This window comes from Streptomyces seoulensis, assembly GCF_004328625.1.
GTDB classification, from domain to species: Bacteria; Actinomycetota; Actinomycetes; order Streptomycetales; family Streptomycetaceae; genus Streptomyces; species Streptomyces seoulensis.
Genome location: NZ_CP032229.1, coordinates 720,363 through 742,319 on the forward strand (window position 1 = coordinate 720,363; position 21,957 = coordinate 742,319).

Sequence of the window (21,957 nt, forward strand, 5' to 3'; positions counted from 1 at the left end):
GCCTCCCCCGCGAGCGTTGACCCGCTCCCCCGCGCGGGGGAGGCCGTGCACGGGGCACGGCTGCCAGGATGGCCGCATGATCCGGTTCCTGCGCCCGCTGCTGCGCGGGACGACGTACACACGGCTGCTGCATCTGTGGCTGCCCATGCTGAGCGTGGCGTTCTGGATGTTCATCGACCCGCGCACCCCGTGGGCGCCCGCGCTGTTCCTCGTCCCGCTCGCGCTGATCCCGGCCGTGCGGCGGGGCGAGGGCGTGCAGGCGCGGCTGCTGCTGACGCCCGGCGAGCCGGAGCCCGGCATCTCCGAGGAGCCCGCGCGGAGTTGGCGGGACCGGGGGCGCACGCTGCTCTGGCTGGAGCTGCGGATGGTGCTCGGCCTGATCGCCATGTTCGCCTCGGTACGGTTGCCGATCCTCACCGTCGACCTGGCGGAGGGCGCGTGGGGGCAACCGCCCTCCTTCGCCCCGCACCGGGCGTACGCCCTGCTGGCGCCACTTCCCCTCGTCGCGCTGTACGGCGTGGTGCTCGGGCTCGGCGCGTTGGTCACCCGGTGTGCGCGGCGGCTGCTGGGTCCGTCGGCGGCCGAGCGGCTGGCGGCGCTGGAGGAGCGGACCGAGCAGCTTCTCGAACGGACCCGGATCGCACGGGAGTTGCACGACTCGATCGGGCACGCCCTGACCGTGGCCGTGGTGCAGGCGGGGGCCGCGCGGGCGGCCGGGGACCCGGAGTTCACCGGGCGGGCGCTGACCGCCATCGAGGAGACGGGCCGAGCCGCGCTGGAGGACCTGGAGCGGGTGCTCGGGGTGCTGCGCGAGGCGGAACGGCCGGCGAGCGCCCGTCCGACGCTGGCGGACGCGGACCGCCTGCTGGAGTCGGCGCGGGCCTCCGGCGCGGAGGTCGACTTCCGGGCCACCGGCGCGGTGGAGTCCCTCCCCGGCCCGGTGTCGCGCGAGGGCTACCGCATCCTCCAGGAGTCCCTGACGAACGTCCTGCGGCACGCGGGCGCGGTGCCGGTGCGGGTACGGGTGTCGGCCGACGTCCGCCAACTCGTCCTGGAGATAAGCAATCCGCTCCCGACGGAACTCCCCCGGACCGACGGCGGCAGCGGCCTGCGCGGGATACGCGAGCGCGCCGCCCTCCTCGGCGGCACCGCCCGCACCGGACCGGAGGCGGGCACCTGGCTCGTACGGGCCGAGCTTCCCCTGAGCTGATCTACGCTGGCCGGATGCCGGTCACCGTACTGCTCGTCGACGACGAACCCCTGGTCCGTGCCGGTCTGCGGGCCGTGCTGGCGGCGCAGCCCGACATCGAGGTGGCCGGGGAGGCGGCCGACGGCGCCGCCGTCATCCCGCTGGTGCGGAGCCTGCGGCCGGACGTGGTGGCGATGGACGTCCGGATGCCGCTGCTGGACGGCATCGAGGCGACCCGCGCGGTCCTGCGTACGGTCGCTGATCCGCCGAAGATCCTGGTGGTCACCACCTTCGAGGACGACGAGTACGTCTACGAGGCGCTGCGCGCGGGGGCGGACGGGTTCCTGCTGAAGCGGTCCCGCCCGGAGGAGATCGTGCACGCGGTACGGCTGGTCGCGGCGGGCGACTCGCTGCTGTTCCCGGCGTCGGTACGGCAGTTGGCGGCCCGGTACGGGACCGGTCGGGTGGGCGCCGAGCCGCTGGCGGGGGCGCGGCTGACCGGGCGGGAGGCGGAGGTGCTGCGGCTGATGGCACGGGGGCTGACCAACGCGGAGATCGCCGCCGGGCTGGTCGTCGGGGCGGAGACGGTGAAGTCGCATGTGAGCGCCGTACTCGCCAAGTTGGGTGCGCGGGACCGTACCCAGGCGGTGATCGCGGCCTACGAGTCGGGGTTCGTCGCGCCCCGGTGACCGCCCGGCCCTCGCCGGGGTGGTCCGGGCCGAGTACGATCCGCCCCACATACGCCCGCGAGCTGGGAGGACGGACCGTGGGGCAGTTGACCGGTGGTGATCCCTCGCTGCTGCGGAGGATCAATTCCGCGGTGGTGCTGCGCGCGCTGCGCGACACCGACTGCGCGACGCTCACGGAGATCACCCGGGCCACCGGGCTGTCCCGGCCGACCGTCGAGGGGGTCGTGGAGGGCCTGGCCGAGGCGGGTCTGGTGGTGGAGCGGGCGGCCGAGGAGGGCACCGCCCGCCGTCAGGGGCGGCCCGCGCGCCGGTTCCGGTTCCGGGCCGAGGCGGGGCATTTGCTGGGTCTGGAGATCGGCGCGCACCGGGTGGTCGCGGTCGTCGCCGACCTGGACGGCCGGGTGCTGGGCACGCAGACCCGGGACGTCGACGAGAAGGCGCCGGCCGACGAGCGGCTGGAGCGGCTGCGCGGCACGGTCGCCGAGCTGCTGCGCCGTACCGGCGTCCCACGGGGCTCGCTGCGCGCGGTCGGCGTCGGTACGCCGGGCATCGTGGAGGCCGACGGAACGGTTCGCCTGGGCACCGCGCTGCCCCAGTGGACCGGGCTCCACCTGGGCGAGCGGCTGAGCCGCTCCTTCCGGTGCCCGGTGCTGGTGGAGAACGACGCCAACGTGGCCGCCGTGGCCGAGCACTGGCAGGGCGCCGCCAAGGACACCGACGACGTGGTCTTCGTGCTGGCCGGCTTGAGTCCGGGCGCGGGCTCGCTGATCGGTGGCCGGCTGCACCGGGGGCACGGCGGGGCGGCCGGGGAGATCGGCGCGCTGCATCTGCTGGGCCGGGAGGCGACCCCGGAGGCCCTGCTGTCCACCACGGACGAGCCGCTGCCGCCGCTGGACGAGCAGGCGGTGACCGAGGTCTTCGCGCTGGCCCGGGAGGGCGACGGCTCGGCGCTGGCGGCGGTGGAGCGGTTCATCCAGCGGCTGGTGCACGACGTGGCCGCGCTGGTGCTGGCGCTCGACCCGGAGCTGGTGGTGGTCGGCGGCTGGGCGGCCGGCCTGGACGGCGTCCTCGACCCCCTCCGCCGCGAACTGGCCCGCTACTGCCTGCGCCCCCCGGCCGTCGCCCTGTCCCTGCTGGGCGAGGCGGTGGTGGCCACGGGCGCGCTGCGGCTGGCGCTGGACCATGTGGAACGGCAGCTGTTCGCGGTCGAGGGCGCCGTGGGGTCGTAGGGCCCCCACGGCGGGCGCCCACATGCCGAGCGCCCCGGTGGGGTTCCGGGGCGCGGCGGGGGTGCGGTGTTCTCAGGAGGCGCGGCGTTCCGGGTCGTGGTGTATCTCCACGTCCGGGGTGTCGCCGAAGGTGAGGCGGCAGGTGTCGGCGCGGTAGGTGGCCACGCCGAGCGCGGCGGTGCGGCCCCGGACGGTGAACCGGGTGGTGACGACGAGGACGGGCGAGCCGGGCAGCCGGTCGAGTTCCTTCGCGTCCTCCGCGCCGGCCGAGCCCAGCTCCACCGCGCGGTCCTGCCGGTCGAGTTCGAGCCGCTGGAGTTCGCGCAGCACCGCGCGGGCGCGGGCCGGCCCGGAGGGCGCGTCGATCGCGCTCAGGTCGGGCACCGAGGCGGCCGGGATGTACAGCAGCTCGGTGGCGACGCGCCGGCCCTGCGACATCCGGAACCGGCGGACGAGGTGCACCTCGTCGGTGCCGGTGTCCAGGGCGGCCGCGACCGGGGCGGGCGGTACGGCGCGCTCGCAGTCCATCGGCTGCCAGGCGTCGTCACCGGTGCCGGGCCAGGTCTGCCGGCCGGTGCCGAGGGCGACACCGACACGCGGCGGGGCGACGGTCGTGCCGACCCCCCGGCGGCGCTGCAGCCGTCCCTCCAGCTCGAGTTGCTCCAGCGCCTGCCGGAGCGTGGCGCGGGCGACGCCGAAGCGGGCGGCGAGATCGCGTTCGTTCGGCAGGATCTCGCCCACCGAGAACTCGGAGTCCAGTGCCTCGCTCAGTACGGTTTTGAGGTGCAAGTACTTCGGCTCCGGCACCGTTTCCAGTTGCGTGGTCCCCACCCTGTCCTCCGCAAGTGCCGTGCTCCGGCGGTTTTGGCGCCCTTGTTTATTAAAGGTTGTTGCAGTTCTTTGCGACCATAGGGCGGCCCTGATGCTTGGTCAAGACCAATTGTCCCATCCCTGCCCACTCGCCCGGCGCCCTGGTGACCGAGCGTTCACATGGAGTTCGCGAGGACGCGCAGCTTGTCGGGGTTGCGGATGATGTAGACCGCGCTGATCGCGCCGTCGGTGATGCCGAGCTGGAAGAGGGTGTCCGGCCGGCCCTCGGACAGCACGAGCACCGCGACACCGCCGTTCACCTCGATGTACCGCGACGTCATGCCGGGCAGCAGGTTCTTCGTGGACACCCCGGCCAGGAAGCGCGCCACCTTGTCCGCGGTGAACAGCACCCGCACCGGAGCCTTGGCCTTGCCGCCGCTGTCGCCGACCAGCCGCGCGTCGGGCGCGAGCAGCGACATCAGCCCGTCGAGGTCACCCTCCGTGGCCGCCGCGAGGAACCGCTCGGTCAGTCTCCGACGCTGGGCGGGGTCCACGTCGTAGCGCGGCCGGCGCTCCTCCACGTGTCTGCGGGCCCGCCCGGCCAGCTGCCGTACGGCCGGTTCGCTCCGTTCCAGCAGCTCCGCGATCTCGGCGTACGGATAGCCGAACGCCTCCCGCAGCACGAACACCGCGCGCTCCAGCGGGGACAGCGACTCCAGTACGACGAGGACCGCCACGGACACGGAGTCGGCGAGCAGCGCCCGGTCGGCGGTGTCCGGGACGGTGTCGCCGAAATCGGTGGTGTAGGGCTCGGGCAGCCAGGGCCCGACGTACGCCTCGCCGCGCGTCTTGACCTGGCGGAGCCGGTCCAGGGCCAGCCGGGTGGTGACGCGGACCAGATAGGCGCGGGGTTCGCGGACCTCGGCGCGATCGGCGCGGGACCAGCGCAGCCAGGCGTCCTGCACCACGTCCTCGGCGTCGGCGACGCGGCCCAGCATGCGGTAGGCGACGCCGGCCAGCAGCGGCCGGTTCTCTTCGAAGACATCGATCGCGGTCTCGGTCGTCACGGTCTCCATCCCATCCCTTCACACCCGCCGGTGTCCAGACGAATTCGGTCGTTCCTGGCGCGTTGTGGAGCCCGGCGGGGCGGCGCCGGAGAAGGCGGCCCGAGTTCCGCGACACGGCACGAAGGGCTACCCGCCGGTAGCAATTGCTGACAAGCTGTCTACGGCGTCCGTCAGCAGCCGTATCGAGGAGCTTCGTATGTCCGCCACCGTCTCCTTCAAGGTTCCCGCCCCGGCCGGGACGAGGGATGTGACCGTCTCGTACCAGCGGGTGGGGCGGGGTGATCCGCTGGTGCTGCTGCACGGCATCGGGCACCACCGGCAGGCGTGGGACCCGGTGGTCGACATCCTGGCGACCGAGCGTGAGGTGATCGCCGTGGATCTGCCCGGTTTCGGCGCCTCCCCGGACCTGCCCGCCGGCCTCGCCCACGATCTGCCGACGATCAACTCCGTGCTGGCCGCGCTGTTCGAGGCGCTGGACCTGGACCGCCCGCACGTGGCCGGGAACTCCCTCGGCGGGCTGCTCGCGCTGGAGCTGGGCCGGGAGAAGTCCGTACGGTCGGTGACCGCGCTGGCCCCGGCCGGGTTCTGGACCGAGGCCGAGCGGCGGTACGCCTTCGGGGTGCTGCTCACCATGCGCGGGCTGGCCCAGCGGCTGCCGCTGCCGGTGGTGGAGCGGATGTCCCGCAGCGCGGTCGGCCGCACCGCGCTGACCAGCACCATCTACCGGCGTCCCGCTCGCCGGGCCCCGGAGGCGGTGGTCGCGGAGACGCTGGCGCTGGCCGGGGCCTCCGCGTTCGAGGCGACGCTGCACACCGGCACCACGGTGCGGTTCACCGACCCGCTGCCGGGTGTTCCGGTCACCGTGGCCTGGGGCGCGCACGACCGGATTCTGCTGCGCCGCCAGGGGGTGCGCGCCAAGCGGATCATCCCGCACGCCCGGCTGGTACGACTGCCGGGCTGCGGGCACGTCCCGATGAACGACGACCCGGCGCTCGTCGCCCGCGTCATCCTCGACGGCAGCAGCCGCCCGGCCGGTCTCTGACGTCCCGTAACCTGAACGGCGTGTCGCGCACCGGCGTCATCCCCCGGCGCGCGGCACGCCAACTGCCGTGCCCAGCAGCGCCTTTGACGGGTCGTCCGTCGATGGTAGAAAGTGCGACGAACTCGGGCACAACCACGCTTTACCCATCGGTCACAGAGCGTTCGTGATCACGCAACACCACTCCTGCACAGTGGCCGCATGACTGCGGACCTCTCTCGAACGAACCCGAAATCGACCCGGACCCGGCACGGGCGTCCCGTGCACCACTGGCGGCGGGACCTCGTCGAACTCGCGGCCCTGTTCACGGCCGTCGCGGTGGCCGACGCGGTGGCGAACCTGATCGGGCACGGCCCCGACGGTCCCGCCCTGCTGCTGATCTCGGCACTCGCCCTGGCCGCGACGGCCGGGTTCCACACCTGGTGGGCCCGGCGCCATGTGCACGCACCGCCCACCGGTGAGGCAGGCGATACCGGCGCCCGGCCGAGCGCGTCCGCGCACCCGGCCGGGCCGTCCGCGCAAGGGGGACCCGGTGCCCTGTGGCGGATGCGGACGACCGTGCGGGACGAACCCGGCTCGCTGGCCGCGCTGTGCACGGCGCTGGCCACGCACCGGGTCGACATCCTGAGCCTCCAGACCCATCCGCTGGCCGACGGCACGGTGGACGAGTTCCTGCTGCGGGCCCCGGACGCCCTGACGGCGGCCGAACTGACCCGGGTCATCGCGGAGTCGGGCGGCAGCTCCACCTGGACCGAGCGGGCCGACGCCCACGATCTGGTCGACGCCCCCACCCGCGTCCTCGGCCTCGCCACCCGCACCGCGCTGGACGCGGCCGAACTCCCGCTGGCACTGCGACAGTTGCTCGGCCGCTGCACGATCCGTTCGCTGCCCGCCGGCACGGGCGGCGAACCGGTGCCCGCCGAAGGGGTGTTGGAGGACACCGTGCTGCGGCTGCGGGCGCCGGGCGGAGGCGTGCTGAGTGTGGAGCGGCCGTATCTGCCCTTCACTCCGACCGAGTTCGCGCGGGCGCGGGCGCTGGTGGAGCTGGACAGCCGCCTCGGCCCGCGCATCCCGCGCACGCATGACACGCTGACGCTGCCCGAGGGCAACGCGATCACCGTGCGCCGGGTCGACACCGGCGACCTGGACGCGGCGCGGGCGATGCACGAACGCTGCTCGGACCGCACCCTGGACCTGCGCTACCACGGGCCGGTGCGCGACGCCGACCGCTACCTGAACCATCTGCTGAGCCCCCGCTTCGGCCGCACCCTGGCCGCGCAGACCGCCTCGGGCCGCCTGGTCGGCCTCGGCCATCTGCTCTGGGACGGCGAGGAGACCGAGGTCGCCCTGCTGGTCGAGGACGACTGGCAGCGGCGCGGTGTCGGCGCGGAACTGCTGGAGCGGCTGGTGCGGATGGCCGTGGAGGCGGGCTGCGCGAGCGTGTACGCGGTGACCCGGTCCGCCAACACCGGCATGGTCGCGGCGATGCGCGGACTCGGGCTGCCGTTGGACTATCAGGTCGAGGAGGGCACCCTCGTGATCACCGCCCGCCTGGCCCCGGCCCGCTCCCGCACCGCGCGGAAGAGCGACGGCGAGCAGCTCCGGATCTGATCCCCCGGCACGGCGGACGGCCCGGCGGTGACCGGCCGCCGGGCCGTCGTCATGGGAACTACCGCCCTACAGAGTTCAGTTGACGGCCTCGTGCAGCGGAACCGGCACCCGGGCCCGCTCCCCCAGCGCGCCGGACAGGTCGGCCCACAGGTCCTCGCTGTCCTCAAGGCCGACCGAGAGCCGCAGCAGCCGGTCGCCCACCCCGGCGTCGTGCCGGTCGGCGGTGTCCACGATGCGGTGGCTGATGGACGCCGGGTGCTGGATGAGGGTGTCGACGCTGCCCAGGCTGACCGCCGGGGTGATCAGCCGGACCCGGGAGATCACCTCGTGCGGGTCGCCGTGCACCTCGAAGGCGACCATCGCGCCGCCCAGCTTCGGGTAGTGGACGCGGGCCACGCGCGCGTCGCCCGCGAGCCTGCGGGCCAGCTCGCCGGCGGTCGCGGAGGCCGCCCGGACCCGGACCGGCAGCGTGGCGAGGCCGCGCAGCAGCAGATAGCCGGCCAGCGGATGGAGCACCCCGCCGGTGGCGAACCGTATCAGCCGCAGCTGCCCCGCGAACTCCTCGTCGCAGGCCACCACTCCGGCCATCACGTCGCCGTGGCCGCCGAGGTACTTGGTGGCGCTGTGCAGCACCAGCCGGGCACCGTGCTCGGCGGGGCGTTGCAGTACGGGCGTGGCGAAGGTGTTGTCGACGAGCAGCGGCACCGTCCCGCAGGAGTGGGCGACGGCCCGGATGTCGACCTCGGCGAGGGTGGGGTTGGCCGGGGACTCGACCAGCACGAGGCCGGTGTCGGGGCGCAGCGCGTCCGTGATCCCGGCCGGGTCGGTCCAGGTGACCTCGGTGCCCAGCAGCCCGGCGGTCAGCAGGTGGTCGCTGCATCCGTACAGCGGCCGGACGGCGACCACATGGCGCAGGCCGGCGGCCGACCGGGCGAGCAGCACGGCGCTGAGCGCGGCCATGCCGCTGGCGAACGCGACGGCGGACTCGGTGCCTTCGAGGCGGGCGAGGCCGGTCTCGAAGCGGGCCACGGTCGGGTTGCCGAGCCGGGCGTAGACGGGCGGCCCCTCGGGGAGGATGCCCTCGGCCGCGAAGGCGTCGATGCGGGCGGCCTCGTCCCGGCTGTCGTGGGAGGGGTAGGTGGTGGAGAGGTCGATGGGCGGGGTGTGCAGGCCCTGTGCGGTCAGGCCCTCCCGCCCGGCGTGCACGGCCTCGGTGGCCAGTGCCCTGCGTACGGTGTCGGCGGCGCCGTTGCTGCTCGATTCCATGCCCGAAGGGTGAACACCGGACGGGTTCAGGGGGCGGAAGGCCGTGTTACGTTCGGCCGATGGACGCCTCCGTCGTACTGGACCCGGTGGATCTGCAGCTGCTCCGGCTGCTGCAGAACGACGCCCGGACCACGTACCGCGATCTGGCCGCGCGGGTGGGGGTGGCGCCGTCGACCTGTCTGGACCGGGTGGCCCGACTGCGCCGGTCGGGCGTGATCCTCGGCCATCAGCTCCGGCTGGACCCGGCGAAACTGGGCCGGGGATTGCAGGCGCTGCTGTCGGTGCAGGTCAGGCCGCACCGGCGGGAGCTGGTCGGGCCGTTCGTGGAGCGGGTGCGGGCGCTGCCGGAGGCGCGGACGGTGTTCCACCTGACCGGCCCGGACGACTATCTGGTGCATGTGGCGGTCGCCGACATGGCCGACCTCCAGCGGCTGGTGCTGGACGAGTTCACCTCGCGACGTGAAGTGGCGCGGGTCGAGACCCGGTTGATCTTCCAGCAGTGGGAGTGCGGGCCGTTGTTGCCGCCGGGTCATGCCGAGAGCTGAAATCGCCGGTGCACGGGTGACGCGGACGGGCCTCTGGTATCAGGATGGGCGCCATGTCCGACACCAAGAGCTTGCTGCCCCGTCAGGTCGCCGACGCCTATGTGGACGACCTTCTGGCCCTCGACCCGGTCACCGGTACGTACCTCGGCGTGCGGGAGAGTTCCAGCCGGTTGCCCGACTACTCCCCCGCCGGCCAGGAGGCGCTGGCCGCCCTGGCGCGTACGACGCTGGCCCGGCTGGACGAGGCCGAGCGCCTGCCCGGCGCGGACAGTGACGCCGAGCGCCGCTGCGGGCGGCTGCTGCGGGAGCGGCTGACCGCCGAACTGGCCATGCACGACGCGCACGAACACCTGCGCGCGGTCGGCAACATGCACACGCCGGGCCACGCGGTGCGGGACATCTTCTCGGTGACCCCGCAGGAGACCGAGGAGGACTGGGCGGCCCTCGCCGAGCGGCTGCGCGCGGTCCCGGCGGCCTACGAGGGCTACCGCGCCTCCCTCGCCCTGGGCCTGGAGCGCGGCCTGTACGCGGCGCCCCGGCCGACGGCCACGTTCGTCGAGCAGCTCACCGAGTGGGCGGACACCGGCGAGGGACGCGGCTGGTTCGAGGACTTCGCCTCGGCCGGCCCCGAGTCGCTGCGCGCCGAGCTGGACGAGGCGGCGCGCGCGGCGACCGCCTCGGTGGCCTCCCTGCGCGACTGGATGCGGGACGTGTACGCCCCGGCCGTCGCGGACGCCCCGAACACGGTGGGCCGTGAGCGCTACGCCCGTGGCGCCCGTTACTTCAACGGCACCGACCTGGACCTGGACGAGGCGTACGCGTACGGCTGGGCGGAGTTCCACCGGCTGCTCGGCGAGATGGAGAAGGAGGCGCAGAAGGTGCTGCCGGGCGCGGAGACGCCCTGGGTGGCGCTGGCGCACCTGGACCAGCACGGCCGGCACATCGAGGGCGTGGACGAGGTCCGGGAGTGGCTCCAGGGCCTGATGGACCGGGCCATCGCGGACCTGGACGGCACTCACTTCGAACTCGCCGAGCGGGTACGGCGGGTGGAGTCCCGTATCGCCCCGCCGGGCGGCGCGGCGGCCCCGTACTACACGGGTCCCTCGGAGGACTTCTCCCGGCCGGGCCGGACCTGGCTGCCGACGATGGGCGAGACCCGGTTCCCGGTGTACGACCTGGTGTCCACCTGGTACCACGAGGGCGTGCCCGGCCACCACCTCCAGATCGCGCAGTGGGCGCACGTCGCGGAGAACCTGTCCCGCTACCAGGCCACGGTCGGCATGGTCAGCGCCAACGCCGAGGGCTGGGCGCTGTACGCGGAGCGGCTGATGGACGAGCTGGGCTATCTCACGGACGCGGAGGAGCGGCTCGGTTATCTGGACGCGCAGATGATGCGCGCGGTCCGGGTGATCATCGACATCGGCATGCACCTGGAGCTGGAGATCCCTGCGGACTCGCCGTTCCACCCAGGTGAGCGGTGGACGCCGGAGCTGGCGGAGGAGTTCTTCCGGGCGCACAGCAGCCGCCCGGCGGACTTCGTGGTGAGCGAGCTGACCCGCTATCTGACGATGCCGGGCCAGGCGATCGGCTACAAGCTGGGCGAGCGCGCCTGGCTGCTGGGCCGGGAGCGGGCGCGGGAGCGGCACGGCGACTCCTTCGACCCGAAGGCGTGGCACATGGCCGCGCTGTCCCAGGGTTCGCTGGGCCTGGACGACCTGCTGGACGAGCTGTCCCGGCTCTGACTGGGCCGTACGGCCCTGCCCGGGTGGCGTGGCCCCCGTACCGGCTGCTTGCTGGTGCGGGGGCCGTCGCACGGTGGAGGTGGGCCGCTCATGCAGCGCAAGGGGCCGGACCGCAGGGCGCTGGAGACGCCCAGGGCGGCCGGGCTGGCCGGGGTGGTGTTCGCGCTGCTGCTGGCGGCGACCATCGTGCTGATGCGGCTCGGCATCCCCGAGGGCGTCGAGGCGGTCGGCGCCGGCGGGTTCACGGACTCCGCCCGGCGGGACGCGGTACGGGCGGCGCTGGCGCTGATCCCGTTCGCCGGCATCTTCTTCCTGTGGTTCCTGGGCGCGGTGCGCGCGCACGTGGGTGACGTGGAGGACCGGTTCCTGGCGACCGTGCTGCTGGGCAGCGGGCTGGTCTTCACCGCGACCATGTTCGGCGCGGCCGCCGCCGCGACGGCGGTGCTGGCCGTGGCCCACCCCGCGGGCAGCGCGCCCTCGCTCACCGCCTGGGACTTCGGCCGGCATCTCGCGTACACGCTGATGACGGACTACGCGATGCGGATGGCGGCCGTCTTCGTGTCGTCCATGTCGGTGATCGGCAAGCGGATGGGCGTGCTGCCGCGCTGGCTGACGGCGGTGGGCGCGGTGACCGCGCTGCTGCTGCTCTTCGTCTCCTCCAACGTGCCCTGGGCGGAACTGGTCTTCCCCGCCTGGTCGCTGCTGCTGAGCGCGCACATCCTGCTGGTCAGCGGGCGCCGGCGGCGGGTGACCCTGACCTGACCGGCTCACCCGTTCGGCGCGTCCCGGCGCGCGGCCCGGCCACCGGCGCCCCGATGCTTGCGGTCGGGGGACGACCGGAGCGGACCACCGGAAAGGGCGCAGCGTCGATGCGGATCGTCGTCGATCTCAACAAGTGCCAGGGATACGCCCAGTGCGCGTTCCTCGCCCCCGACGTGTTCACCATGCACGGCGAGGAGGCGCTGCTGTACAACCCGCTCGCCGCCGAGGAGCACCGGGACGCGGTGGCCCGCGCGGCCGCCGCCTGCCCGGTGCAGGCGATCACGGTGGAGGGTCTGCACGAGGGCGCGCCCGTCGAGCCCGTGCAGGTCTTCACCGGTGCCCCCTGGGAGCCGCGCGATGGCCGCTGACTACGTGGACTGGCTGCGCCGCGAGGGCCGCATCGTCATCGTCGGCGCCTCGCTGGCCGGGCTCCGGGCGGCCGAGACGCTGCGCGAGGAGGGCTTCACCGGCTCCCTCACCCTGATCGGCGACGAGCCGTACGACCCGTACGACCGGCCGCCGCTGTCCAAGTCGGTGCTGCTGGGCAAGGCGTCCCCGCGCCACACCGAGCTGCCCCGGCGCCGGCATCTGGACGCCGAGTGGCGGCTCGGGGTGCCGGCGGCCGGGCTGGACCTGACGGGCAAGCGGGTGCTGCTCGCCGACGGCGAGGAGGTGGAGTACGACCGGCTGTTGATCGCCACCGGGGTGCGCGCCCGCCCCTGGCCGGTGGCGGAGGAGGCCGAGCTGGACGGCGTCTTCGTGCTGCGCACCCGGGACGACGCGGTCGCCCTCACCGAGCGGCTGCGGGCCGGGGCGAAGCGGGTGGTGGTGATCGGGGCCGGGTTCGCCGGGTCCGAAGTGGCCTCCGCCTGCCGGGAGATGGGCATGGAGGTCACCGTCGCGGAGCGCGCGGGGGCCCCGCTGGTGGGCGCGCTCGGCGGGGTGGTCGGGGCGGTCGCCGCCGACCTCCAGCTGGAGAACGGCGTCGACCTGCGCACCCATGTCACGGTGACCGCGCTGGAGGGCGATCCGATGGGCCGGGTCCGGTCGGTGCACCTGTCCGACGAGAGCGTGGTCGAGGCCGACGTGGTGGTGGTCTCGCTGGGGTCGCTGCGCAACACCGAGTGGCTGACCGGCTCGGGGCTGGGCGCGGGGCCGCGCGGCATCGCGAGCGACGCGGGCTGCCGGGCGTTCGACTTCCGGGGGATCGTCACGGACGACGTGTTCGTCGCCGGTGACGTGGCCCGCTCCCCGCACGCGCTGTTCGGCTACCAGTTCCTGTCGCTGGAGCACTGGGGCAACGCGGTGGCGCAGGCGGAGACGGCCGCGCACAACATGATCTGCCCCGCCTCCGACCGGCGCCCGCACATGTGGATGCCCGCCTTCTGGTCCTCGCAGTTCGGGGTGAACATCAAGTCGGTGGGCGTGCCGCCCATGGGCGACGAGCTGATGATCATCCAGGGGTCCACGGCCGAGCGCCGGTTCGTCGGCGTGTACGGGTACAAGGGCCGCATCGTGGCCGGCGTGACCTTCGACAACGCCCGCTGGCTGGAGTACTGCCAGCGGCAGATCGAGCAGGGGGCGCCCTTCCCGGTGGAGTACCCGACGATGGACCGGCGCCCCGAGGGACGCAAGGCGGTCCCGGCTGACTTCCCCGACCCGGCCCTGCCGACCCACGGCCCGACCGTGACCCTCAGCGGTTACTCACCGGCCGACCGCCGGCTGGTCTTCACCCCCGGCCACCACTGACCGCCGTCCGGCCCCGCCGCCCTGCCGCACCGACGCCCCAAGGACCTGCCATGACCGAACCCTCGCTGGTGGCCCGGATCACCGACTTCGCCAACCGCGCCGACCCCTACCCGCTCTACGCCGAGCTGCGCCGCACCCCGGTGCTGCACGAGGAGGCGGACGCCCCGTACGTCATCTCCTCGTACTGGGACATCGAGAGCCTGCTGCACGACCCCCGGATCAGCTCGGACGCGGCGAACCTGGCGGCGGCGGGCGCGGACGAGCTGAACCAGGCGGAGAACACCGGGCTGCCGCCGTCGTTCATCCGGCTGGACCCGCCGGAGCACGACCGGCTGCGGCGCATCGCCAACAGCGCGTTCGGGCCGCCGCACGAGCCGCGCCGGATCGACGACATGCGGGACGAGCTGCACCGCATCGTCGCCGAGCTGATCGACGGGCTCGCGGGCGAGACCGAGATCGACCTCGTGGACCAGTTCGCCTACCCCTTCCCGGTGACGGTGATCTGCCGGCTGCTCGGGGTGCCCCGCGAGGACGAGCCCCGGTTCCGTTCCTGGGTGGACCCGCTGGTGGCGAGCCTGGACCCGGAGACCCGGCAGGGCGCGGACCCCGAGTTCGTGCGGAAGGCGCAGGAGGCGCGCACCCAGCTCGGCATGTACCTGGCCGGACTGGTGGAGGAGCGCGCCAAGGACCCGCGCGACGACATGCTCTCCGACCTGGCCGCCGGGAAGGGCCCGGACGGCGCGATGACCATGATGGAGGTGCTCAGCACGGCCGTCCTGCTGCTGATCGCCGGTCATGAGACGACGGTCAACCTGATCGCCAACGGCATGCTCACCCTGCTGCGCCACCCCGAGTACCTCCGGCGGCTGCGCGAGGAGCCGGAGCTGGCGGTGAACATCGTGGAGGAGCTGCTGCGTTACGAGCCTCCCGTGCAGCTCGTGCCGCAGCGCACCTGCATCACCGACATCGAGGTGCGCGGGGTGACGATCCCCAAGGGCTCCCGGATCTGGCTGATGCTCGCGGCGGGCAACCGGGACCCGGAGCGCTTCAAGGACCCGGACCGGTTCGACCCCGACCGGGACGATCTCCAGCACCTCGGCTTCGGCAGCGGTATCCACTCCTGCTTCGGCGCGCCCATGGCCCGGCTGGAGGCGCAGATCGCGCTGGCCGAGCTGGCGCGGCGGCTGGAGAACCCCCGGCTGGTGGCGGACCCGCCGCCGTACCGGCCGAACGCGGTGCTGCGCGGGCCGCGCCATCTGCCGCTCGCCATCGACGGCGTGGTGGCCTGACCGCTCAGACCCCGCGCGGCCGCAGGGACGACCCGGTGCGGTCCTTCACCACCTCCAGCTGGGCGTGGATACGGCGGCGCAGGTCGCCGACGTGGCTGACGATGCCGACGCTGCGGTCCCGTTCGCGCAGCGAGTCCAGCACGTCGAGAACCTCGTCGAGGGTCTGGTCGTCCAGGCTGCCGAAGCCCTCGTCGATGAAGAGGGTGTCGAGCCGGACCCCGCCCGCCTCGTCGGTGACCACGTCGGCGAGGCCCAGGGCGAGCGCGAGCGAGGCGAAGAAGGTCTCGCCGCCGGACAGGGTCGCGGTGTCCCGCTCCCGGCCGGTCCACGCGTCCACGACATGCAGCCCGAGCCCGCTGCGTCCGCGTCCGCTGCGGTCGTCGGAGTGGACGAGGGTGTAGCGCCCGGCGGACATCAGCCTCAGGCGCGCGGTCGCGGCGGCGGCGACCTGTTCGAGGCGGGCGGCCAGGACGTACGACTCCAGGCGCATCCGGCGTTCGTTGTCCGCGCTGGTGCCGGCCGCGAGGGCGGCGAGGCGGGCCACCCGGTCGTACTCCTCGCGCAGCGGGGCGAGGCGGCGGGCGCCGTCCTCGGCGCGGGCGGAGAGCCGGTCCAGCTCGGTGGTGCGACGGGCGGCCTCGTCACGGGCGGAAGCCGCTTCCCGCAGCCGCCGCTCGGCCCCGGCGGCACGCTCCCCCGCCCCGGCGAGGTCGGCGGGCGCCTGCCGGGAGGCGGCCACCGTCTCGGGCTCGGCGAGGACGGCGCGCACGGCGGACTCCTCCGACTGCCTTTCGTCCAGGCGGTGTTGGAGAGCGCGATGGGTGGCGGGGTCGAGCAGGGCCTCGGCCGCCGCGCCCGGGGTGTCGAAGCCGGCGCGGTAGGCGGCGTCGGCGAGGCGGGCATCGGCGTCCTTCAGGCGGACGGCCGTCTCCTCGGCCGTGCGGGCGGCGTCGGCGGCCTCGGTGAGCACGGCCGCGAGCCGCTCCAGCTGGCCGGCGCGGGCGGCGACACTCTCGGCGGTTCCGCGCGCCCGCGTCAACTCGGCTTCCAGGGTGGCCTGTTCACGGTCGAGGGTGTCGCGCCGGGTGAGCCGGGCGGCGGCCCGCACGGCGGACTGCTGGCGCGCCTGGAGGCGCTCCTCGCGCTCGCCCTCGGCCCGGCGCAGCTCCTCGTGCGCCGCGTGCAGGGCGGAGGCATCCCTGCGGGCCTGCTCGAACTCCCGCTCCAGTTCGGAGACTTCGGCGGCGATGCGGTCGGCGGGGGTGTCCCCCACCTCGGCGGTGACGGCGTCCAGCGCGGCTTGCAGCTCGGTCGTCCGGCGCTCCAGCGTGCCGTGCTCCCGCTCGGCCTCCTGATGCGCGTCGAAAGCGCGCTGCTCGGCGTCCCGGTCCACGTGTCCGGCGTCCTTGCGGGCCGGGGCGGGGTGCTCGGTGGCCCCGCAGACGGCACAGGGGGCGCCGTCGGTGAGGTGGGCGGCCAGCTCGGCGGCGATGCCGGACAGGCGCTGTTCCTTCAGGTCGAGCCATTCTCCGCGCAGCTTCTGCGCGCGCTGCCCGGCATCCAGCGCCTGGCGTGCGGCTGCCGTGACCTCCGAGGTCAGCCGGTCGCGGCGGCGGGCCGTGTCGAGCCGTCGGCGGGCGGGGTCGCGCCGGGCGGCGAGGGCCTCGGCGCGGGAGGCGGCCTCCTGGGCGGAGTCGATACGGGCCTGGAGGGCGGCGCGGGCGGGCTCCCAGCCGTCGAGCCAGGTGTCGGCCTCGCGCGCGGTGTCCTCGTCGGCGCGCTCCTCGCGGTCGAGCCCGGAGCGCTCGGCGAGCAGTTCGGTGAGCCGGTGCTCGGCGCGGCGGGCGGAGGTGAGGGAGCCCAGTTCCTCGGCGGCCCGGCGGGCGGCGGCCGCGAGACCGGGGGCGCCGGAGTCGGCCTGGTCCTCGGGCAGGGCGCGCCGGGCGTTCTCCTCCTCCAGGGCGGCCCGCCGGTGCGCGTTCTCCGCGTCCTCGCGCAGTTCCAGCGCGGGCGCCACGGTCTCGGCCTTGCGGCCGCGCTCCATGCGGGCCCGCGTCTCCTCGTACTCCTCCGCCCGCTCCGCGAGGCGCGCCGCGCGGGTCTGGGCCTCGGTGAACCGGTGCTGGAGCCGGGCGAGTTCGCGGGACTCGGCCAGTTCGGCCTGGGCGCGGGTGTGGGCGGACTCGGCGGCGGTGAGCCCGCAGTGGGCGACGGTGAGGCGTTCGCGGGCGGTGCTGCGGGCGACGGCCGCCGCCGCGAGGACGGCGCCGGCGAGCCCCGGATCACCGGCCGCGAGGTCGGGCAGCTCCATGGCGTCTCCGGCCACCTGCTGCATGCGGTGGGCGTCGGTGAGCAGGGCCGAGTCGCCCTCGCGCACCCGTGCCTCGGTGGCGCGCCTGCGTTCCGCGAGCCGCTTCTCCACGTCGGCGAAGCGCTGGGTGTCGAAGAGGCGGCCGAGCAGCTTGCCGCGCGCCTCGGCGTCGGCGCGCAGGAAGCGGGCGAAGTCCCCCTGGGGCAGCAGAACGACCTGGCAGAACTGCTCGCGGCTCATGCCGAGGAGCTGGGTGATCTCCTCGCCGATCTCGTTGTGCGAGCGGCTGAGGTCCTTCCAGGCGCCGCGCACGGCGTCGTACTCGCGCAGCCAGGTCTGGGCCTTGTCGACGGTGGTTCCCTGGCGGTTGCCCTTCTTGGGGCGCTCCCACGGGGGCTGCCGGGTGATCTCCAGCCGCCGTCCGGCGACGGTGAGTTCGAGCCGGACCTCGGTGCGGGTGCCCGGTTCGGCGTGGTCGCTGCGCAGGTGGGTGCCCTGGCCGCCCTGGCGGGCGCCGGGGACGGAGCCGTAGAGGGCGTAGCAGACGGCGTCCAGGACGGAGGTCTTCCCGGCGCCGGTCGGGCCGTGCAGCAGGAAGAGTCCGGCGGTGGAGAGCGCGTCGAAGTCGACGCTCTGGGCGGCGCCGAAGGGGCCGAAGGCGGTGATGTCGAGCCGGTGCAGCCTCATCGGGCGACCTCCCGCACCGCGTCGGTCGCGCGTACGGCGTCGAAGGCGTCGCGCAGCACCTCGGTCTCCCGCGCGTCGGGGGCGGCGCCGCGCACATGGGCGACGAAGTCCTCCGCGATCTGCTGGTCGCTGCGTCCGGCGAGGCGCCGGGCGTAGGACACGGCCGGGTCGTCCGGGGCGCGGTCGGGGGCGAAGACCAGGCTGAGGGTGTGCGGGAAGCGGGCGGCGATCCGGGCCATGGGGTCGGCGGGCCGGACGGCGTCGGTGAGGGTGGCCTCGACCCAGGCGTCCTCGTGGCGGCTCAGCGCGGGGTCGGCGAGCAGTTCCTCCAGCGTGCCCCGCAGGCGGGCCAGCGGGCGCGGCACCGGACAGTCGAGGCGCTCGGCGGTGACCGTGCCCCCGGCGTCCAGGTCGACGAGCCACATGCTCTTGCGGTGGCCGGCCTCGGAGAAGGAGTAGGCGAGCGGGGAGCCGGAGTAGCGGACGCGCTCACTGATCCGCTGGCAGCTGTGCAGATGGCCGAGGGCGACGTAGTCGACGCCGGCGAAGACCCCGGCGGGTACGGCGGCCACTCCGCCGACGGTGATGTCCCGTTCGCTGTCGCTGGCCTCGCCGCCGGTGACGAAGGCGTGCGCGAGGACGACGGAGCGGGTGCCGGGGGCGCGGCCGGCGAGGTCGGCGCGCACCCGGTCCATGGCGGCGGCGAGCACGCTCTCGTGTCCGGCCTTCGGTACGGCGAACTCGTCCTTGACCAGGGCGGGTTCGAGGTAGGGAAGCCCGTAGAAGGCGACGTCTCCGTGGTCGTCGGCGAGGACGACCGGGGTGCCGACGGCGGCCGGGTCGGTGCGCAGGTGGATGCCCGCGCGGTCGATGAGTCCGGCGCCTACGCCGAGCCGGCGTGCCGAGTCGTGGTTGCCGGAGATCATCACGGTGGGCACGCCCAGCTCGGCGAGCCGGTGCAGGGCGTCGTCGAACAGCTCGACCGCGGCCAGCGGGGGCACCGCGCGGTCGTACACGTCTCCCGACACCACGACGGCGTCCACGGCCTGCTCGCGCACGGTGGCGACGAGGTGACCGATGAACTCGGTCTGGGCGCCGAGCATGTTCACCCGGTGGAAGGCCCGGCCGAGATGCCAGTCGGAGGTGTGCAGGAGTCTCATGGACCCCGAGACTAACGGCAGGGTCGGACAACGCGCCCCGGTCACTTCGGATTTGGACGTTATGCCCGATTAGCCTGGTTCAGGCGTCTCCGTACGCCTCGCCGCCCAGCTCCAGGCCCGCCGAGCCGGCCGTGGCGTCCGCCAGCCAGCCCCGGAAGGCGTCGACGTCGGCGTCCGGCAGGGCGATGTCGATGGCGACCGCCTCGGCGTAGCGGACGTCGCGGACCTCGCGGCCGGTGGCGCGGAGGTCGTTCTGCACCTTGCCCGCGCGCTGGTGGTCGACGGTGACCGTGGCCAGCCGGTAGCGGCGCCGGGTGCGGGTGCCGACCGCGTCCAGCGCCTCCCCGACCGAGCCGCCGTAGGCGCGGATCAGGCCGCCCGCGCCGAGCTTCACCCCGCCGTAGTACCGGGTGACGACGGCGACCACGTACCGCATGTCGCGGCGCAGCAGCATCTGGAGCATGGGTACTCCGGCGGTGCCGCCGGGTTCGCCGTCGTCACTGGCCTTCTGGGCGGAGGCGTCGGCGCCGATGACGTACGCCCAGCAGTTGTGCGTGGCGTCGGCGTGCTCCTTGCGGACCCCGGCGATGAACTCCTGCGCCTCCCGCTCGGTGGCGGCCGGGGCGAGCGCGCACAGGAAGCGGGAGCGGTTGATCTCGGTCTCGTGCACACCCGCGCGGGCCACTGTGCGGTACTCGTCCTGCATCCCGCCAGCCTATGCGGAGCGCCGCGGGCGCCGGTGCCCGGTGTGCGGGGGAGGATGCGGGGCAGACGCGCTCAGCGATCAGGCGGCCCGCGCGGTGGGCCGCGGGCAAGGAGGCAGCAGCGTATGACCAGCGTCCCCGTGCAGCCCGCGGACCCCGGCGGCCCCGCTCCGGACTCCGTGCGGGCCCGCTGCCGAGGCTGGCTGCTGGAGGGCCTGAGCGAGCGGACCGCCCGCCACCCGGGGCCGCACCGCACCCCGCGCCCGGCCCAGGAGGGCCACCGCTGGTGGCGGGTGATGTGCCTGACCGGCGTCGACTACTTCTCCACGCTCGGCTACCAGCCCGGCATCGCCGCACTCGCGGCCGGCGCCCTCTCCCCGCTGGCCACCCTGGTGCTGATCGCGCTGACCCTGTTCGGCGCGCTCCCGGTGTACCGCAGGGTGGCGCGGGAGAGCCCGCACGGCGAGGGCTCGATCGCCATGCTGGAGCGGCTGCTGTCCTGGTGGTCGGCGAAGATCCTGGTGCTGGTGCTGCTGGGGTTCGCCGCCACCGACTTCATGATCACCATGACGCTGTCCTCGGCGGACGCGGCGGCGCATGTGATGGAGAACCCGTTCGCCCCGCACTGGATCCGGGGCGAGGGTGTCTGGATCACCCTGGTCCTGCTCGGGCTGCTCGGCGCGGTCTTCCTGAAGGGCTTCCAGGAGGCGATCGGGATCGCCGTCGTCCTGGTCGCCGCCTACCTCGCGCTCAATGTGGTGGTCCTCGCCGTCTGCGCCTACCAGATCCTCACCCACCCGGTGCGGATCGAGGACTGGACACATCTGATGACGGTGGAGCACTCCTCCCCGCTCGCCATGGTCGGCGTGGCCCTGCTGGTGTTCCCCAAGCTCGCGCTCGGCATGTCCGGGTTCGAGACCGGCGTGGCGGTGATGCCGCAGATCAAGGGCGGCGCCCAGGACACCTACGAGAACCCGGCGGGCCGTATCCGGGGCGCCCGCAAGCTGCTCACCACGGCCGCGCTGATCATGAGCTGCCTGCTGCTGCTCTCCAGCCTGGCGACGACGATCCTGATCCCGGAGAAGGACTTCAAGACCGGCGGCCCGGCCAACGGACGCGCCCTCGCCTACCTCGCCCACCAGTACCTCGGGGAGATCTTCGGCACGGTCTACGACCTGTCGACCATCACCATCCTGTGGTTCGCGGGCGCCTCCGCGATGGCCGGACTGCTCAATCTGGTCCCGCGCTATCTGCCCCGCTACGGCATGGCCCCGGAGTGGGCGCGCGCGGTGCGGCCGCTGGTGCTGGTGTTCCTGGTGGCGGCCGTGCTGATCACCCTGTGGTTCCACGCCGGCGTGGACGAGCAGAGCGGGGCGTACGCGACCGGCGTGCTGGTGCTGATGCTGTCCGCCGCCTTCGCCTCCACGGTCGCGGTGTACCGGCGCGGGCACCGGGCGGCCACGCTCGGCTTCGGCACGATCACCGCCGTCTTCGCCTACACCCTGGTCGCCAATGTCATCGAGCGGCCCGACGGCATCAAGATCGCGTCCATCTTCATCGTGCTGATCCTGCTGACCTCGTTCAGCTCCCGCGTGCACCGTGCCTTCGAACTCCGCGCCACCGAAGTGGTGTTCGACGAGGCCGCGCTGCGCATCATCGACCAGGCCGCCGAGCACGGCCCGCTCCAGCTCATCGCCAACGAGCCGCAGGAGCACAGCAAACGGGAGTACCGGGAGAAGGAGCGCGAGCAGCGCGAGCACACCCGGCTCCCCAAGGGCGCCTCGGTGGTGTTCCTGGAGGTGTTCGTGCGGGACTCCTCCGACTTCAGCGCCGAGATTGCCGTCCACGGCGACGAGAAGCACGGGGTACGGCGGCTGCGCGCGGACGGGCCGACGGTGCCGAACACCATCGCGGCCGTCCTGCTGGCCCTGCGCGACCGCACCGGCAAGGTTCCGCACGTCTACTTCAGCTGGACCGAGGGCAACCCGATCGGCCACCTGCTCCAGTTCCTGGTCTTCGGCAACGGCGAGGCGGCCCCGGTCACCCGCGAGGTGCTGCGCCGCGCGGAACCGGACCCGGAGCGCAGGCCCTGGGTGCACGTGGGCTGA

General features: G+C 74.0%; 18 protein-coding genes. 12 read left to right on the forward strand and 6 right to left on the reverse strand.

The window, feature by feature from the left end; translation table 11 throughout:
• Positions 1-76: 76 nt before the first annotated feature.
• The 3 genes from D0Z67_RS03360 (at position 77) to D0Z67_RS03370 (ending at position 3,107) form a co-directional block, all read left to right on the forward strand.
• A complete protein-coding gene (locus D0Z67_RS03360; protein ID WP_031181920.1) occupies positions 77-1,210 on the forward strand; it encodes a sensor histidine kinase in 1,134 nt (377 codons plus the stop codon).
• A 14-nt stretch (positions 1,211-1,224) separates the two neighbouring features.
• Positions 1,225-1,878 carry a response regulator transcription factor gene (locus D0Z67_RS03365; protein ID WP_031181921.1) on the forward strand — a complete coding sequence of 218 codons (654 nt, stop codon included), beginning with the start codon at positions 1,225-1,227 and terminating at the stop codon, positions 1,876-1,878.
• A gap of 77 nt (positions 1,879-1,955) precedes the next feature.
• Entirely contained in the window at positions 1,956-3,107 is a 1,152-nt protein-coding gene (locus tag D0Z67_RS03370) for an ROK family transcriptional regulator (RefSeq protein WP_031181922.1), read from the forward strand.
• 72 nt (positions 3,108-3,179) lie between these two features.
• Here D0Z67_RS03370 and D0Z67_RS03375 read toward each other — a convergent pair whose 3' ends face one another.
• Both D0Z67_RS03375 and D0Z67_RS03380 read right to left on the reverse strand, forming a co-directional pair.
• Positions 3,180-3,938 carry a GntR family transcriptional regulator gene (locus D0Z67_RS03375; protein WP_031181923.1) on the reverse strand — a complete coding sequence of 253 codons (759 nt, stop codon included), beginning with the start codon at positions 3,936-3,938 and terminating at the stop codon, positions 3,180-3,182.
• Between the two features lie 155 nt (positions 3,939-4,093).
• Positions 4,094-4,984, reverse strand: coding sequence for an RNA polymerase sigma-70 factor (locus D0Z67_RS03380; protein WP_031181924.1), 891 nt, complete (start codon positions 4,982-4,984; stop codon positions 4,094-4,096).
• A gap of 196 nt (positions 4,985-5,180) precedes the next feature.
• Here D0Z67_RS03380 and D0Z67_RS03385 point away from each other — a divergent pair, with 196 nt between their 5' ends.
• Both D0Z67_RS03385 and D0Z67_RS03390 read left to right on the forward strand, forming a co-directional pair.
• On the forward strand, positions 5,181-6,026 hold the full coding sequence (locus D0Z67_RS03385; protein WP_031181925.1) for an alpha/beta fold hydrolase: 846 nt from the start codon (positions 5,181-5,183) through the stop codon (positions 6,024-6,026).
• Between the two features lie 198 nt (positions 6,027-6,224).
• A complete protein-coding gene (locus tag D0Z67_RS03390; protein WP_199812200.1) occupies positions 6,225-7,634 on the forward strand; it encodes a GNAT family N-acetyltransferase in 1,410 nt (469 codons plus the stop codon).
• Between the two features lie 75 nt (positions 7,635-7,709).
• On the opposite strand, the gene D0Z67_RS03395 is transcribed toward D0Z67_RS03390, so the two are convergent.
• Entirely contained in the window at positions 7,710-8,900 is a 1,191-nt protein-coding gene (locus D0Z67_RS03395; protein WP_031181927.1) for a trans-sulfuration enzyme family protein, read from the reverse strand.
• Positions 8,901-8,959: 59 nt separating this feature from the next.
• Here D0Z67_RS03395 and D0Z67_RS03400 point away from each other — a divergent pair, with 59 nt between their 5' ends.
• The 6 genes from D0Z67_RS03400 to D0Z67_RS03425 all read left to right on the forward strand — a co-directional run bounded on the left by D0Z67_RS03400 (position 8,960) and on the right by D0Z67_RS03425 (position 14,987).
• A complete protein-coding gene (locus D0Z67_RS03400) occupies positions 8,960-9,445 on the forward strand; it encodes an Lrp/AsnC family transcriptional regulator (RefSeq protein ID WP_031181928.1) in 486 nt (161 codons plus the stop codon).
• Positions 9,446-9,498: 53 nt separating this feature from the next.
• Positions 9,499-11,187: a DUF885 domain-containing protein gene (locus tag D0Z67_RS03405; RefSeq protein WP_031181929.1), complete on the forward strand. Its 1,689-nt coding sequence runs from the start codon at positions 9,499-9,501 to the stop codon at positions 11,185-11,187.
• Between the two features lie 90 nt (positions 11,188-11,277).
• Positions 11,278-11,949: a hypothetical protein gene (locus D0Z67_RS03410; protein ID WP_031181930.1), complete on the forward strand. Its 672-nt coding sequence runs from the start codon at positions 11,278-11,280 to the stop codon at positions 11,947-11,949.
• Positions 11,950-12,056: 107 nt separating this feature from the next.
• Positions 12,057-12,317 carry a ferredoxin gene (locus D0Z67_RS03415; RefSeq protein ID WP_031181931.1) on the forward strand — a complete coding sequence of 87 codons (261 nt, stop codon included), beginning with the start codon at positions 12,057-12,059 and terminating at the stop codon, positions 12,315-12,317.
• Positions 12,307-13,698, forward strand: a complete 1,392-nt coding sequence (locus tag D0Z67_RS03420) for an NAD(P)/FAD-dependent oxidoreductase (protein WP_031181932.1) — start codon at positions 12,307-12,309, stop codon at positions 13,696-13,698. Before D0Z67_RS03415 ends, D0Z67_RS03420 begins: the two co-directional genes overlap by 11 nt.
• A gap of 50 nt (positions 13,699-13,748) precedes the next feature.
• A complete protein-coding gene (locus D0Z67_RS03425; RefSeq protein WP_031181933.1) occupies positions 13,749-14,987 on the forward strand; it encodes a cytochrome P450 in 1,239 nt (412 codons plus the stop codon).
• 4 nt (positions 14,988-14,991) lie between these two features.
• On the opposite strand, the gene D0Z67_RS03430 is transcribed toward D0Z67_RS03425, so the two are convergent.
• From D0Z67_RS03430 to D0Z67_RS03440, 3 genes are all read right to left on the reverse strand, one after another.
• A complete protein-coding gene (locus tag D0Z67_RS03430) occupies positions 14,992-17,985 on the reverse strand; it encodes an AAA family ATPase (RefSeq protein WP_031181934.1) in 2,994 nt (997 codons plus the stop codon).
• A complete protein-coding gene (locus D0Z67_RS03435; protein WP_031181935.1) occupies positions 17,982-19,145 on the reverse strand; it encodes an exonuclease SbcCD subunit D in 1,164 nt (387 codons plus the stop codon). Before D0Z67_RS03435 ends, D0Z67_RS03430 begins: the two co-directional genes overlap by 4 nt.
• 79 nt (positions 19,146-19,224) lie before the next feature.
• Entirely contained in the window at positions 19,225-19,851 is a 627-nt protein-coding gene (locus D0Z67_RS03440; RefSeq protein ID WP_031181936.1) for a YigZ family protein, read from the reverse strand.
• A 123-nt stretch (positions 19,852-19,974) separates the two neighbouring features.
• Between D0Z67_RS03440 and D0Z67_RS03445 the strand changes: the two genes are divergently transcribed.
• Positions 19,975-21,957: an APC family permease gene (locus tag D0Z67_RS03445; RefSeq protein WP_031181937.1), complete on the forward strand. Its 1,983-nt coding sequence runs from the start codon at positions 19,975-19,977 to the stop codon at positions 21,955-21,957.

Bases quoted from the DNA above. Each gene is read 5' to 3' on its own strand.
- D0Z67_RS03415 (WP_031181931.1), top strand. From the start codon at position 12,057: ATGCGGATCGTCGTCGATCTCAACAAGTGCCAGGGATACGCCCAGTGC.
- D0Z67_RS03445 (WP_031181937.1), top strand. From the start codon at position 19,975: ATGACCAGCGTCCCCGTGCAGCCCGCGGACCCCGGCGGCCCCGCTCCG.
- D0Z67_RS03400 (WP_031181928.1), top strand. From the start codon at position 8,960: ATGGACGCCTCCGTCGTACTGGACCCGGTGGATCTGCAGCTGCTCCGG.
- D0Z67_RS03425 (WP_031181933.1), top strand. From the start codon at position 13,749: ATGACCGAACCCTCGCTGGTGGCCCGGATCACCGACTTCGCCAACCGC.
- D0Z67_RS03435 (WP_031181935.1), bottom strand. From the start codon at position 19,145: ATGAGACTCCTGCACACCTCCGACTGGCATCTCGGCCGGGCCTTCCAC.
- D0Z67_RS03385 (WP_031181925.1), top strand. From the start codon at position 5,181: ATGTCCGCCACCGTCTCCTTCAAGGTTCCCGCCCCGGCCGGGACGAGG.
- D0Z67_RS03360 (WP_031181920.1), top strand. From the start codon at position 77: ATGATCCGGTTCCTGCGCCCGCTGCTGCGCGGGACGACGTACACACGG.
- D0Z67_RS03430 (WP_031181934.1), bottom strand. From the start codon at position 17,985: ATGAGGCTGCACCGGCTCGACATCACCGCCTTCGGCCCCTTCGGCGCC.
- D0Z67_RS03420 (WP_031181932.1), top strand. From the start codon at position 12,307: ATGGCCGCTGACTACGTGGACTGGCTGCGCCGCGAGGGCCGCATCGTC.
- D0Z67_RS03410 (WP_031181930.1), top strand. From the start codon at position 11,278: ATGCAGCGCAAGGGGCCGGACCGCAGGGCGCTGGAGACGCCCAGGGCG.
- D0Z67_RS03365 (WP_031181921.1), top strand. From the start codon at position 1,225: ATGCCGGTCACCGTACTGCTCGTCGACGACGAACCCCTGGTCCGTGCC.
- D0Z67_RS03405 (WP_031181929.1), top strand. From the start codon at position 9,499: ATGTCCGACACCAAGAGCTTGCTGCCCCGTCAGGTCGCCGACGCCTAT.
- D0Z67_RS03440 (WP_031181936.1), bottom strand. From the start codon at position 19,851: ATGCAGGACGAGTACCGCACAGTGGCCCGCGCGGGTGTGCACGAGACC.
- D0Z67_RS03390 (WP_199812200.1), top strand. From the start codon at position 6,225: ATGACTGCGGACCTCTCTCGAACGAACCCGAAATCGACCCGGACCCGG.
- D0Z67_RS03395 (WP_031181927.1), bottom strand. From the start codon at position 8,900: ATGGAATCGAGCAGCAACGGCGCCGCCGACACCGTACGCAGGGCACTG.